A 13,945-nucleotide genomic window follows, 5' to 3' on the forward strand; every position below is an offset into this window, starting at 1 on the left:
GTGCCCGGATGCGCCCAGAAGCGCAGGCCGGTCACCTTCCGGTGTCGCAGTCGCCGGCGGTGCACCTGCCGGTCCTGTACACCCAGGTCATCGAAGGCCTGAGGGTGATCGAAAACGGACGTTATCTGGATGGCACGTTCGGTCGTGGCGGTCATGCACGTGGCGTGCTCACCCAGCTTGGTCCCGAGGGGCGCCTGCTGGTCATGGACAAGGATCCGGAAGCCATTGCCGTTGCCGAGCGCGATTTCGCGCCGGACCCGCGCGTGTCCATCTTCCGTGGCAGCTTCGCCCAGCTGCTGCAGTGGGATGCGACGGCCGAAGGCCTGGACGGCGTGCTGTTCGACCTGGGCGTGTCGTCGCCGCAGCTGGACGTGGCCGAACGTGGCTTCAGCTTCGGCAAGGACGGCCCGCTGGACATGCGCATGGATCCGGACAGCGGCGAAAGCGCCGCGCAGTGGATCAACCGCGTCGAAGACCGCGAGATTGCCGACGTGCTGTGGACCTACGGCGAAGAGCGGCAGAGCCGCCGCATCGCCCGTGCCATTGTGGCCCGCCGCGAGAAGCAGCCGTTCACCCGCACCGCCGAACTGGCCGAGCTGATCGCCTCGGTGATGCCGCGGGGCAAGGACAAGATCCACCCGGCCACGCGCAGCTTCCAGGCCATCCGCATCCACATCAACCGCGAGCTGGCCGATCTGGAAGCCGGGCTCGATGCGGCGGTGGAACGGCTCAAGCCCGGTGGCCGCCTGGCGGTGATCAGCTTCCATTCGCTGGAAGACCGCATCGTCAAGCAGTACATGAACCGCCTGGCCAAGGCGCCGCCGGCCAATCGCCGCCTGCCCGAGGCGGTCGCGTTCGTGCCGACGCTGGACCTGATCGGCGGTGCCATCAAGGCCACCGACGAAGAGCTGGCCGCCAACCCGCGCGCCCGCAGCGCCGTGTTGCGCGTGGCCCAGAAGCGGGAGGCCGATGCATGAGCCGGCTGCTGCTGATCATCCTGCTGGCTTCCACCGTGGCCTCGGCGATCGGCGTCGTGTTCGTGCGTCACCGTCACCGGCAGACGTTCATCGAGTTGTCGCGCGCCGAGCGCAAGCGCGATGACATCAATCTGGAATTCGGCCGCCTGCAGCTGGAGCAGGCGACCCTGGCCGAAGCCAACCGTGTCGATCGCATCGCCCGCGAGAAGCTCGGCATGAAGTTCCCCGAGGCCGCCGACATCGTGGTGGTGCGGCCATGAGCAAGACCGGCCGCAACCGCCCGCGCAACGCCTTCAACCTGCGCCAGCGCCTGCGCTGGGTCGCGCTGGCGCTCGGCCTGTGCTCGGTGTCGCTGGTCGGTCGTGCCGCCTACGTGCAGATCGTCAACAGCGATTTCTACCAGCGCCAGGGCGAGGCCCGCTACCTGCGCGAACTGCCGATCAAGACCTCGCGCGGCATGATCACCGACCGCAATGGCGAGCCGCTGGCGGTATCCACGCCGGTCGCCTCGATCTGGGTCAACCCGCAGGACCTGCTGCGCTCGCCCGAGCGCATTCCGGAGCTGGCCCAGGCGGTCGGCATGTCGGTGGATGAGCTGAGCAGCCGCCTGTCGCAGAAGTCGGACAAGGAATTCATGTACCTGCGTCGCCGGATCAATCCGGACGAGGCAGAAAAGGTGGTCGCGCTGAAGATTCCGGGCGTGGCCGCGCAGCGCGAGTTCCGCCGCTTCTACCCGCAGGGCGAAGCGATGGCGCACGTGCTGGGCTTCACCAACATTGACGACCGCGGCCAGGAAGGCCTGGAGCTGGCGTTCGACGAATGGCTGCGCGGCAAGGCCGGTGCGAAGCGGGTCATCCGCAACCGCAAGGGCGAAACCGTCGAGAGCGATCTGCTGCGCGCTGCTGAACCGGGCAAGGACCTGACCCTCAGCATCGATCGCCGCATCCAGTACCTGGCGTTCAAGGAACTGCGCAACGCGCTGGTGGCCAACAAGGCGGCCGGCGGTTCGATGGTGATCATGGACGTGACCACCGGCGAGATCCTGGCCATGGTCAACCTGCCGACCTACAACCCGAATTCGCTGACCGGCGCGCTGCCCGATGCGCGCCGCAACCGTGCGGTGACCGATCTGGTCGAGCCGGGTTCGACGATGAAGCCGCTGACCATCGCCACCGCGCTGCAGGCCGGTGCGGTGACCAAGGACACCATCATCGATACCAACCCGGGTTACATGACCCTGGGTCGCTTCACCATCCGCGACGTGCCGCGCAACAACGGCGTGCTGAACGTGACCGGCGTGATCACCCGCAGTTCGAACGTGGGCGCGGCCAAGGTTGCGGCGAAGATGCCGGACCAGGTGTTCTACGACGGCGTGCGCCGCTTCGGCTATGGCTCGGTGCCGCATAGCGGTTTCCCCGGTGAATCCGGCGGCGTGGTGCTGCGCCCGGCGCGCTGGTCGGGCACCACCAAGACCACGATGTCCTACGGCTACGGCCTGAACGTCACCCCGCTGCAGATCGCTACGGCTTATTCGGCACTGGCGAACGGCGGTCGTCTGATCGCGCCGACCTTCGTCAAGGGCCAGCGCAATGAAGGTCAGCAGATCATCGACGAGAATGTCGCCAAGCAGGTGGTGGCGATGATGGAAACGGTGGTCACCCAGGGCGGCGCCAAGCAGGCGGCGGTGCTGGGTTACCGCGTGGCCGGCAAGACCGGTACCGCGCGAAAGGCCGGTCCGGGCGGCTACGAGCGCGGCCACTACAACGCGCTGTTCGCCGGCGTGGTGCCGGCCACCAACCCGCGCTTCGCCACCGTCATCGTCATCAACGACCCGCAGGCCGGCAAGTTCTACGGCGGCCTGGTGTCGGCGCCGGTCTACCACAACGTGATGGAAGGCACTCTGCGCCTGATGGACGTGCCGCTGGACGACCTGCAGTCGTGGCTGGCCGCACAGCAGTCCGGCAAGGTCGGCCACTCGGCCTCGATCCTGCCTGCGCCGCCCGCAGAGGCTGCGCTGCCGGTGGATGCCGCCGCTGAATTCGACGCTGCGCTGCCCAGCGCGCAAGCCCAGACGCCGCCCGCTACGGGAGGCACGCAATGAGTCCTTCGATGTTGCTTTCGCAGTTGCTTCCGGACGTGGCCCTGGCGGGCCATGATCCCGTTCTGACCGGCCTGGTGCTGGACAGCCGCGCCGTGCGCCCCGGCAATGCCTTCGTCGCCATCGCCGGTTTCGGCGCGCATGGCCTGGGCTTTGTCGAGCAGGCCCGCGCGGCGGGCGCCGGCGCCATCCTGTTCGAACCGCCGGCCCCTGCCGAGTTGCCGGCCCCGGCCGATGCGATCGCGGTGCCGGGCCTGCGTGCGCGCATGGGGGCGATGGCCGACCAGTTCCATGGCGCACCGTCGCGGGCGATGGCGATGGTGGGCGTGACCGGCACCAACGGCAAGACCTCCACCGTGCAGCTGCTGGCCCAGGCCTGGCACCTGCTCGGCACGCCCAGTGGCAGTATCGGCACGCTGGGCGCCGGACTTTATGGTGCGGTTGAACCGACCGGTTTCACTACGCCGCTGGTGCTGCAGATGCACGCGCTGCTGGCGCAGCTGCGCGACGCCGGTGCGCGCGCGGTGGCGATGGAAGTCAGCTCGCACGCGCTGGACCAGGGCCGCGTCGATGCCGTGCATTACGACGTGGCGGTGTTCACCAACCTCACCCGCGATCATCTGGATTACCACGGCGACATGGCCAGCTACGGCGCGGCCAAGGCGCGGCTGTTCCATCGTCCGGGCCTGAAGGCTGCGGTGATCAATCTTGACGACGCCTTCGGCCGCCAGCTGTTTGCCGGCCTGCCGGCGGGCGTGCAGCCGATCGGACTGAGCTCGCGTGGTGCCAGCGATGCCAGCGTGCGCGCTGAAGCGCTGCAGCTGGATGGCCGAGGCATTGCGTTCGAACTGGTCATCGACGGCCAACGTGCCGCGGTGCAGTCGCCGCTGCTGGGCCGGTTCAACGTGGACAACCTGCTGGCCGTGGCCGGAACCCTGCATGCACAGGGCCAGCCGCTGCCACGCATCGCTGAAGTGCTGTCGGCGCTGCAGCCGATCCGCGGCCGCATGAACCGCCTCGGCGGCGAAGACGGCCTGCCGACCGTGGTGGTCGATTACGCACATACCCCGGACGCGCTGGAACAGGCATTGGACAGCCTGCACGGCCACCTGCACGGCGCGCTGTTCTGCGTTTTTGGCTGCGGTGGCGAGCGCGATACCGGCAAGCGTCCTCAGATGGCCGCGATCGCCGAGCGCCTGGCCAACCAGGTCATCGTCACCGACGACAACCCGCGTGGCGAGGATGGCGACGTGATCGTGGCCGATATCCTGGCGGGCTTCCAGAATGCCGATGCCGTGACCGTGCAGCGCAGCCGCGCGCGTGCGATCGGCCTGGCGGTGAAGCGCGCCGGTGCCGGCGACATCATCCTGATTGCCGGCAAGGGCCACGAGCCATACCAGGAAGTAAATGGCGTACGCCATGACTTCGACGACACCGAAGTGGCCGCCGCTGCGTTGGCTGCCAAGGCCGGTGTTCTGAGCTCGCAGGCCGGGGAGGGCATCGCATGAAGCGCACCCTGCTTTCGCTGATCGCACACTGGGCCGGCGGCGAGATCCACGGCGACGACGTGGCCATCGATGCGGTCAGCCATGACACCCGCAGCCTCGGTCCGGGCAGCCTGTATGTGGCGCTGCGCGGCGAGCGTTTTGACGGCCATGATTTCGCCGCCGACGCACAGGCGCGCGGTGCCAGTGCGCTGCTGGTCGAGCGCCTGCTGCCGATCGAGCTGCCGCAGGTGCTGGTGGCCGACAGTGAACTGGCGCTGGCGAAGATCGCCACCGGCATGCAGCGTGACCGCGGCACCGAGGTGTTCGCGATCACCGGCAGCAACGGCAAGACCAGCGTGAAGAGCCTGCTGCTGTCGATCCTGCAGCAGGTGGCACAGCATGCGCACAAGGTGGTCTACGCCAACCCGGGCAACCGCAACAACGAGATCGGCCTGCCGCTGGCGGTGATCGATGCGCCGGAAGATGCCGACTACGCCGTCTACGAGATGGGCGCTGGCAAGCCGGGTGACATCGCCTACCTGACCGATATCGCCCGCCCGCGCTATGCGCTGGTCAACAACATCGCCCCGGCCCATCTGGAACGCATGGGCAGCCTGCTCGGCGTGGCAGTGACCAAGGGCGCGATCTATGCCGCATTGCCGGCCGATGGTGTGGCGGTGATCAACGCCGACGATGCCTACGGCCGCTGGTTCGAACAGCATTTCGTCGGCACTCCGCCGCGCTGCCGCGTGCTGCGCTATGGCCTGGAACATACCGCCGACGTGACCGCGCGCGACATCCGCGCCGGTGCGCAGGGCAGCCAGTTCACCCTGGTTTCGCCGGCCGGTGAAGCCCGCGTGGTGCTCGGCCTGCCGGGGCGCCACAACGTCAGCAATGCACTGGCCGCGGCCAGCCTGGCGCTGGCCGCCGGTGTCGATCTCGCGCTGATTGCCGCCGGCCTGGCCGAGGCACAGCCGGTGCCGGGTCGGCAGATCGCCCATCAGCTGCGCAACGGCGCGGTGCTGGTGGATGACAGCTACAACGCCAATCCCGGCTCGCTGGCTGCGGCCATCGATGCCCTGGCCGCAGCCCCGGAAGAGGGCTGGCTGGTGCTGGGCGACATGCGCGAGCTGGGGCCGGACGCTGAAGCACTGCACGCGCAGGCGGGGCTCCGCGCGCGCGCTGCTGGCCTCAAGCGCCTGTATGCGCTGGGCCCGCTCAGCGCCGCTGCCGCCACCGCCTTCGGCGAAGGCGGCCGTCATTTCGCCACCCATGACGCGCTGTCGCAGGCGCTGAAGGACGAGCTGCACGCCGGCGTGCGCTGCCTGGTCAAGGGTTCCCGTGGCAGCGCCATGGACACGATTGTCAAAGCGCTGCTGGCGCAAGGAGAGGAATCCCCGCATGTTGTATGAACTGGCTCGATGGTTGCAGCAGTTGGAGAGCCTGTTCGGGCTGTTCAACTACCAGACGTTCCGCGCCATCCTTGCCGCGCTGACGGCCCTGTTCCTGTCGCTGTGGCTCGGCCCGGCGATGATCCGCAAGCTTGCCCAGTTCAAGGGCGGCCAGCCGATCCGCAAGGACGGTCCGCAGACCCATTTCTCCAAGGCCGGCACACCGACCATGGGCGGTTCGCTGATCCTGCTCACCATCACACTGTCGGTGCTGATGTGGGCTGACCTGCGCAACCGCTACGTGTGGCTGGTGCTGGCGGTGATGCTGTGCTTCGGCGCCATCGGCTGGTATGACGACTGGATCAAGATCGTCCGCCGCGACCCGAACGGCCTGAAGTCGCGCTGGAAGTACCTGCTGCAGTCGATCTTCGGCCTGGCCGCGGGCCTGTTCCTGTTCTACACGGCCGACGTGCCGGCGGCGCTGACCTTCTACATCCCGATGTTCAAGTCGATCGCGCTGCCGCTGGCCGGCATCGGCTTCGTGGCCATCGCCTACTTCTGGATCGTCGGTTTCTCCAACGCGGTGAACCTGACCGACGGCCTGGACGGCCTGGCGATCATGCCGACCGTGCTGGTGGCCTGCGCGCTGGGTGTGTTCGCCTACGCCTCGGGCAACGTGGTGTTCGCCAACTACCTGCAGATCCCGCAGATCCCGGGCGCCGGCGAGCTGGTCATCATCTGCGCGGCCATCGCCGGTGCGGGCCTCGGCTTCCTGTGGTTCAACACCTATCCGGCCATGGTGTTCATGGGCGACATCGGTGCACTGGCGCTGGGTGCGGTGCTGGGCACGATCGCGGTGATCACCCGCCAGGAACTGGTGCTGGTGATCATGGGCGGCGTGTTCGTCATCGAAACGCTGTCGGTGATGATCCAGGTCGCCTCGTTCAAGCTGACCGGCAAGCGCGTGTTCCGCATGGCGCCGATCCATCACCACTTCGAACTGAAGGGCTGGCCGGAGCCGCGCGTGATCGTGCGCTTCTGGATCATCTCCGTCGTGCTCGTGCTGATCGGCCTGGCCACGTTGAAGGTGCGCTGAGATGAACGACCTGTCCCGCCAGGCAACACGCCTTGAAGCCATCGAAGGCAGCTACGACAAGTGGCTGCTGGGCGCGATCATCGCGCTCACCGGCATTGGCGTGGTGATGGTGGCGTCCAGTTCGATCGCGCTGATGAGCAGCCCGTTCTACTACCTCAACCGCCACCTGATCTTCCTGGCGGTGGGCATCGTGCTGGCGGTCGTGGCCGCCCGCACTGAACTGAAGTCCATCGAGCAGTACAACCAGATGCTGCTGCTGGGCTGCTTCGTGCTGCTGCTGGCGGTGTTCGCACCGGGCCTGGGCAGCACGGTCAACGGCGCACGCCGCTGGATCAACCTGGGCATCTCCAAGTTCCAGACGGTGGAAGCGGTGAAGGTGCTCTACATCGTCTGGCTGTCCAGCTACCTGGTGCGCTTCCGCGACGAGGTCAACGCGACCTGGCCGGCGATGCTCAAGCCGTTGGGCGTGGCCGGTGCGCTGGTGCTGTTGCTGCTGCTGCAGCCGGACTTCGGTTCGTCCACCCTGCTGCTGGCGATCACCGCCGGCATGCTGGTGCTGGGCGGGGTGAACATGCCGCGCATGTCGATGCCGGTGATCATCGGCCTGGTCGGCATGAGCGCGCTGGCGATCATCGAGCCGTACCGCATGCGCCGCATCACCTCCTTCCTGGACCCGTGGGCCGACCAGCAGGGCGACGGCTACCAGCTGTCCAACGCGCTGATGGCGGTGGGCCGTGGCGAGTGGACCGGCGTCGGCCTGGGCAACTCGGTGCAGAAGCTGTACTACCTGCCTGAAGCGCACACCGACTTCATCTTCTCGGTCACCGCCGAGGAATTCGGCTTCCTGGGCACCTGCGTGATCGTGGCCCTGTACGCGCTGCTGGTCGGCCGTACCTTCTGGCTGGGCATGCGCTGCGTGGAAATGAAGCGCCACTTCTCCGGCTATATCGCCTTCGGCATCGGCCTGTGGATCAGCATGCAGACCTTCGTCTCGATCGGCGTGAACCTGGGCATCCTGCCGACCAAGGGCCTGACCCTGCCGCTGATCTCCTCCGGCGGTTCGTCGGTGCTGATGACCTGCGTGGCGATGGGCCTGCTGCTGCGCGTGTCCTATGAGCTCAAGCGCGCCGAGCGCCGCCAGGCGGTGCGCATCGGCGGCGCCGAAGACGCCGCTGCCGAGCCGATGGACGGGCCCGCCGCGCCGGTGGCCGCCAGCGTGCCGATGAGCGCCGAGCCGGTGGCTGCCGCTGCGCCGAACGCTGCGCGTGGCACCAGCCGCCTGCAGTCGCGCATCGAACCGACCTTCGGGAGGCTGTCATGAGCAGTGCTTCCAACGCCCGCCCGGTGATGATCCTGGCCGGTGGCACCGGCGGTCACATCTTCCCCGGCCTGGCCGTGGCCCGCGTGCTGCGCCAGCGCGGCGTGCCGGTCACCTGGATGGGTGCCGACGGTGCGATGGAAACGCGCCTGGTGCCACAGCACGACATTCCAATCGACACGCTGGCCATCACCGGCCTGCGCGGCAAGGGCAAGCTGGCCCTGCTGGGCGCGCCGTGGCGGCTGATGCGCGCGCTGCGCGCGGCCGGCATGATCATCCGCAAGCGCCAGCCGCGTGCGGTGGTCGCCTTCGGTGGCTTTGCCTCTGGCCCCGGTGGCATGGCCACCCGCCTGCACGGCCTGCCGCTGCTGGTGCACGAACAGAATCGCGCGCCCGGCATGACCAACCGCATCCTGTCGCACTATGCGCGCCGGTTGCTGACCGGCTTCCCCGGCACCTTCGCCGCGCGCGAGGAGTTCGTCGGCAACCCGGTGCGTGCGGAAATCGCCGCCATCGCGCCGCCGGAACAGCGCTTCGCCGACCGCCACGGCCCGCTGCGCGTGCTGGTGGTGGGAGGCAGCCAGGGGGCGCGTGCGCTCAACACCGGCGTGCCGCAGGCGATTGCCGCGCTGGGCACGGGTGTGCCGGTGCAGGTGCGCCACCAGAGTGGCGAGAAGCTGCATGCCGAAGCGGTCGAGGCGTATGCCAAGGCCGGCGTGCAGGCTGAAATCACCCCGTTCATCGCGGACATGGCCGAAGCCTTCGCCTGGGCCGACCTGGTCGTGTGCCGTGCCGGCGCGTCCACGCTGGCCGAGCTGTGCGCGGTCGGTGTCGGCAGCGTGCTGGTGCCATTCCCCGCTGCCGTCGACGATCACCAGACCCGCAATGCGGAGTTCCTGGTCGAGCGCGGCGCGGCGGTTTTGCTGAAGCAGGACGGAACGCTGGCCGACGGCATTGCCGCACTGCTGCGCGATCTGTCCGAAAATCCCGCCCGCCGCATGCAGATGGCGCAAGCCGCGCGTGCCCTGGCCAAGGTCGATGCCGCCGAGCGCATCGCCGATATCATTCTTGAGGAAGCTGTATGAAGAAGGCATGCCACCGCGCCTGCCCTGCGCGAGGCCGCGCATGATCCGTCGCCTGCACGACACCAACGACCTGGTGCGCGCATTCCCGCGCGTGCATTTCGTCGGCATCGGCGGCACCGGCATGAGCGGTATCGCCGAAGTGATGCTGACGCTGGGCTATGAAGTGTCCGGTTCGGACAACGCCGACAACGTGGCGACCCGCCGCCTGGCCAGCCTGGGTGCGCGCATCATGCGCGGCCACTCCGCGGCCAACGTGCTGGGCACCGACTGCGTGGTGGTCTCCAGCGCCATCCGCGAAGACAACCCGGAACTGATGGAAGCACGCAGCCAGCGCATTCCGATCATGCCGCGCGCAGCGATGCTGGCCGAGCTGATGCGCTTCCGCCGCGGCATCGCCGTGGCCGGCACCCATGGCAAGACCACCACCACCAGCCTCACCGCTGCGGTGCTGAGCGAAGGTGGCCTGGACCCGACGTTCGTGATCGGTGGCCAGCTGCTGGCCGCCGGTGCCAACGCCAAGCTGGGCAGTGGGCAGTGGCTGGTGGCCGAGGCCGACGAAAGCGATGGCAGCTTCCTGCGCCTGAACCCTCTGATGTCGATCATCACCAACATCGATGCGGATCATCTGGAGAACTACGGCAACGATTTTGCCCGAGTGCAGGCGGCGTTCGCCGAGTTCCTGCAGCGCCTGCCGTTCTACGGCCTGGCGGTGCTGTGCATCGATGACCCGGAAGTGGCTGCACTGGCCGCCAAGACCCCGCGCCACGTGATGAGCTACGGCATGAGCCCGCAGGCCGACGTGCGCGCCGAGAACGTGGTGCAGGAAGGTTCGCGCATGCGCTTCACCCTGCGCCTGCCGCAGGGCACCAGCCAGGAAGTGGTGCTGGCGCTGCCGGGCAAGCACAACGTGCTGAACGCGCTGGCCGCGGCTGCAGTGGGCTGGCAGCTGGGCGTGGCGCCGGATGCGATCGCACGTGCACTGGAAAGCTTCGCCGGCGTTGGTCGTCGCTTCAACGACCTGGGCGAGGTGACCACCGCCAGCGGTGCCAAGGTCCGCATCATTGACGACTACGGTCATCACCCGAGCGAACTGGAAGCCGTGTTCGCCGCCGCCCGCGGTGGCTGGGCCGACAAGCGCCTGGTGGTGGCCTTCCAGCCGCACCGCTACAGCCGTACCCGCGACCAGTTCGACAAGTTTGCGGCCGTGCTGTCCAGCGTCGATGCGCTGGTGCTGAGCGAGGTCTACCCGGCCGGTGAGGAACCGATTGCCGGTGCCGATTCGCACGCGCTGGCCCGCGCCATCCGCGCGCGCGGCCGCAGCGAGCCGGTGGTGGTGGGCAAGGCTGGCGAACTGGCCAGCGTGCTGCCGGACGTGCTGCAGGACGGTGACCTGCTGCTGATGATGGGGGCCGGCGACATCGGCGCCGTGGCCACCCTCATCGCGGTGGAAGGCTTCAAGGGGGAGGGCGAGGCGTGAGCACGCTGACCTTCCCGCCGCTGCGCGTGACCGACCCGGCCCGCTTCGGCCGCGTCGCCGTGCTGCTCGGTGGCACCTCCAGCGAACGCGAGGTATCGCTGGATTCCGGCCGCAACGTGCTCGAAGCCCTGCAGTCACGCGGCGTCGATGCGTTTGCCGTGGACGGCATCCCGGCGCTGGCCAAGGCGCTGGCCGCGGGTGGCATCGATCGCGTGTTCAACATCCTGCATGGCCACAACGGTGGTGGTGAGGACGGCATCGTGCAGGGCTTGATGGACGCCTTCGGCGTGCCGTACACCGGCTCGGACGTGTTGGGTTCGGCGCTGAGCATGGACAAGATCCGCACCAAGCAGGTGTGGCTGTCGCTGGGCCTGCCGACGCCGCAGTACAGGAAGGTCGACGCGTCGAACGTACATGCGCTGGCGGCCGAACTGGGCCTGCCGGTGGTGGTGAAGCCGGCCAACGAAGGTTCCAGCGTGGGCATCAGCCGGGTGACCGATGATGCGGGCCTGGATGAGGCCGTGGCGCTGGCCGCGCGCTACGACGGCCAGCTGCTGATGGAGCAGATGGTGGTGGGCGACGAACTGACCGTGGCCATCCTGGGGGATGTCGCGCTGCCGTCGATCCGCATCGTGCCCAAGGGCCAGTGGTACGACTACAACGCCAAGTACATCGCCGAAGACACCCAGTATCTGTGCCCGGGCCTGGACGGTGACGACGAAGAAGAAATCCGGCGCATCGCGCTGGCCGCATTCCGTGCCGCCGGTTGCCGTGGCTGGGGCCGCGTGGATGTCATGCGTGATCGCAGCAGCGGCCGCTTCTTCCTGCTGGAAGTGAACACCGCGCCGGGCATGACCAGCCATTCGCTGGTGCCCAAGGCCGCGGGCCAGGCCGGCATCAGCTTCGAAGAGCTGGTGTGGCGCGTGCTGGAACAGACCCTGGAGGCCTCGCACGCATGAACGCGGTGCTGCGCATCTTCGTCTGGCTGTTGGCGCTGTCGGTGGTTGCACTGCCGGTGGTGGCCGTGGTCAATGGCTGGGTCGGCGCCGAGCGCTGGCCGCTGGCGAAGCTGCGCGTGCATGGTGAGTTCAAGCGGGTGCCGGCCGAACAGCTGCAGCAGGTGCTGCTGCCATACGCGCGCGCCGGCTTCTTCGCGGTCAAGCTGCAGGACGCGCAGGACGCGCTGGAACAGCTGCCGTGGGTGGAAAGCGCGCAGGTGCGCAAGCAGTGGCCGGACGTGCTGGAAGTGACCCTGGTCGAGCACAAGCCGTTCGCGCGCTGGGGCAGCGACCGCCTGGTTTCCGAGCAGGGCAAGTTGTTCCCCACGCCGAAGAAGCTGGCCGACCTGGCGCTGCCCGAACTGGATGGCCCGGACAGCCAGACAGAAGAAGTGATGAAGCTGTACAGCGACTCGCGTGCATTGTTCGCACCGGCCGGCGTCGACGTGCGCCGGGTGACGATGGATGCACGCGGCAGCTGGTCGCTGGTGCTGAGCAACGGCACCGAAGTGGTGGTGGGCCGTGACGACGCGCGCTCGCGCATGCAGCGCTTCGTCAAGGTGCTGCCGCAGCTGAACCGTCAGGACGCGCCGATCGAGCGCGCCGACCTCCGTTACACCAATGGTTTCACGCTGAGCTGGGGTACCCCGGCCACGCCGGCGAAAACGCCGGCGACCCCAGCCAGCAGGACGCAGGAAAGGACATGAATCGCAAGGGTGACAAATCGCTGATCGTTGGCCTGGACATCGGCACCTCCAAGGTGGTGGCGCTGGTGGGCGAGTATTCGCCGGGCAACCCGATCGAAGTGATCGGCATCGGCTCGCACGAGTCGCGCGGTTTGAAGCGCGGCGTGGTGGTGGACATCGAATCGACCGTGCAGTCGATCCAGCGCGCGGTGGAAGAAGCCGAGCTGATGGCCGGCTGCGAGATCCGCTCGGTGTACGCCTCGATCTCCGGCAACCACGTGCAGTGCAAGAATTCGCCGGGCATCGTGCCGATCCGTGACGGGGAAGTGACCTGGGGCGACCTGGATCGCGTGCTCGACGCGGCCAAGGCGGTGGCGATTCCGGCCGACCAGAAGATCCTGCACGCGATCCCGCGCGAGTACGTGCTGGACGACTCGCAGGAAGGCATCCGCAACCCGGTCGGCATGACCGGCGTGCGCCTGGAGGTGCACGCGCACCTGGTGGTGTGCGCGCAGTCGGCCGCGGCCAACATCAGCAAGTGCGTGCAGCGCTGCGGCCTGCAGGTGGATGACCTGGTGCTGTCCTCGCTGGCCTCCAGCGTGGCGGTGCTGACTGCTGACGAGCGCGAGCTGGGCGTGGTGCTGGTCGACATGGGCGCCGGCACCACCGACATCGCGGTGTTCGTGCAGGGCGCGATCTGCCACACCGCCTCGCTGCCGATCGCCGGCGACCACGTCACCAACGACATCGCGCACATGCTGCGCACGCCGACCCCGGAAGCCGAGCAGATCAAGGTGCGTTACGCCTGCGCCCTGGCCCAGCTGGCCACCGCCGAGGAGAGCATCCAGGTGCCGTCGGTGGGTGACCGCCCGCCGCGTCGCATGCCGCGCCACTCGCTGGCGCAGGCGGTGCAGGGTCGCTACGAGGAAATCTTCGAGATGGTGCAGGCCGAACTGCGCCGCTCCGGCTTCGAGGAACTGGTACGCGCCGGCATGGTGCTGACCGGTGGTGCGTCGAAGATGGAAGGCGTGGTCGAGCTGGCCGAGGAAATGCTGCAGATGCCGGTGCGCGTGGGCATCCCGCAGCACGTCACCGGGCTGGGCGAAGTGGTGGGCAACCCGGTGCACGCCACCGGCGTGGGCCTGCTGCTGATGGGCAGCCAGATCGAGCATCCGCGCCGGCCTTCGCTGCCGACCGGGCGCGCTGGAAGCATGTTCAAGAAACTCAAGACCTGGTTCCGCGGCGAGTTCTGACGCGGAATCCGCAAACCTGGGCATCGCCCAGGCGCAACACCCGCAGTACCCGCATCACAAGGCAACACCGGCAACACAC

General features: G+C 68.1%; 11 protein-coding genes and 1 pseudogene. All 12 read left to right on the forward strand.

The features are described 5' to 3' along the window. Positions 1-8 precede the first annotated feature (8 nt). The 12 genes and pseudogenes from rsmH (at position 9) to ftsA (ending at position 13,866) form a co-directional block, all read left to right on the forward strand. Positions 9-977 carry a 16S rRNA (cytosine(1402)-N(4))-methyltransferase RsmH gene (gene rsmH / locus ARC63_RS20135; protein ID WP_010481940.1) on the forward strand — a complete coding sequence of 323 codons (969 nt, stop codon included), beginning with the start codon at positions 9-11 and terminating at the stop codon, positions 975-977. Continuing rightward, positions 974-1,237 carry a cell division protein FtsL gene (ftsL, locus tag ARC63_RS20140; protein WP_005412242.1) on the forward strand — a complete coding sequence of 88 codons (264 nt, stop codon included), beginning with the start codon at positions 974-976 and terminating at the stop codon, positions 1,235-1,237. The genes rsmH and ftsL overlap by 4 nt, the downstream gene beginning before the upstream one ends. Further along, a complete protein-coding gene (locus ARC63_RS20145) occupies positions 1,234-3,078 on the forward strand; it encodes a peptidoglycan D,D-transpeptidase FtsI family protein (protein ID WP_043397940.1) in 1,845 nt (614 codons plus the stop codon). The genes ftsL and ARC63_RS20145 overlap by 4 nt, the downstream gene beginning before the upstream one ends. Then, complete coding sequence (locus ARC63_RS20150) at positions 3,075-4,583, forward strand: UDP-N-acetylmuramoyl-L-alanyl-D-glutamate--2,6-diaminopimelate ligase (RefSeq protein ID WP_029379787.1); 1,509 nt, start codon at positions 3,075-3,077, stop codon at positions 4,581-4,583. The genes ARC63_RS20145 and ARC63_RS20150 overlap by 4 nt, the downstream gene beginning before the upstream one ends. After that, positions 4,580-5,974 (forward strand): UDP-N-acetylmuramoyl-tripeptide--D-alanyl-D-alanine ligase, encoded by a 1,395-nt coding sequence (locus ARC63_RS20155; protein WP_049411259.1) that lies wholly within the window; start codon positions 4,580-4,582, stop codon positions 5,972-5,974. Before ARC63_RS20150 ends, ARC63_RS20155 begins: the two co-directional genes overlap by 4 nt. Beyond that, on the forward strand, positions 5,964-7,049 hold the full coding sequence (gene mraY, locus ARC63_RS20160) for a phospho-N-acetylmuramoyl-pentapeptide-transferase (RefSeq protein ID WP_010481929.1): 1,086 nt from the start codon (positions 5,964-5,966) through the stop codon (positions 7,047-7,049). Before ARC63_RS20155 ends, mraY begins: the two co-directional genes overlap by 11 nt. 1 nt (position 7,050) lies before the next feature. After that, entirely contained in the window at positions 7,051-8,370 is a 1,320-nt protein-coding gene (ftsW, locus tag ARC63_RS20165; RefSeq protein ID WP_049411261.1) for a putative lipid II flippase FtsW, read from the forward strand. Next, the gene (murG, locus tag ARC63_RS20170) at positions 8,367-9,452 is read left to right on the forward strand and encodes an undecaprenyldiphospho-muramoylpentapeptide beta-N-acetylglucosaminyltransferase (RefSeq protein WP_057504231.1); all 1,086 of its coding nucleotides are present in this window, start codon (positions 8,367-8,369) and stop codon (positions 9,450-9,452) included. Before ftsW ends, murG begins: the two co-directional genes overlap by 4 nt. A 40-nt stretch (positions 9,453-9,492) precedes the next feature. After that, entirely contained in the window at positions 9,493-10,929 is a 1,437-nt protein-coding gene (gene murC, locus ARC63_RS20175) for a UDP-N-acetylmuramate--L-alanine ligase (protein ID WP_057504232.1), read from the forward strand. Beyond that, complete coding sequence (locus ARC63_RS20180; RefSeq protein ID WP_057504233.1) at positions 10,926-11,888, forward strand: D-alanine--D-alanine ligase; 963 nt, start codon at positions 10,926-10,928, stop codon at positions 11,886-11,888. The genes murC and ARC63_RS20180 overlap by 4 nt, the downstream gene beginning before the upstream one ends. Further along, a pseudogene (locus tag ARC63_RS20185) lies at positions 11,885-12,562 on the forward strand (cell division protein FtsQ/DivIB); the annotation flags it as partial. The gene ARC63_RS20180 and the pseudogene ARC63_RS20185, both read left to right, overlap by 4 nt. Before the next feature lie 68 nt (positions 12,563-12,630). Next, on the forward strand, positions 12,631-13,866 hold the full coding sequence (gene ftsA / locus ARC63_RS20190) for a cell division protein FtsA (protein WP_005408083.1): 1,236 nt from the start codon (positions 12,631-12,633) through the stop codon (positions 13,864-13,866). Positions 13,867-13,945 lie beyond the last annotated feature (79 nt).

It is taken from the genome of Stenotrophomonas geniculata ATCC 19374 = JCM 13324 (assembly GCF_001431625.1).
GTDB classification, from domain to species: domain Bacteria; phylum Pseudomonadota; class Gammaproteobacteria; order Xanthomonadales; family Xanthomonadaceae; genus Stenotrophomonas; species Stenotrophomonas geniculata.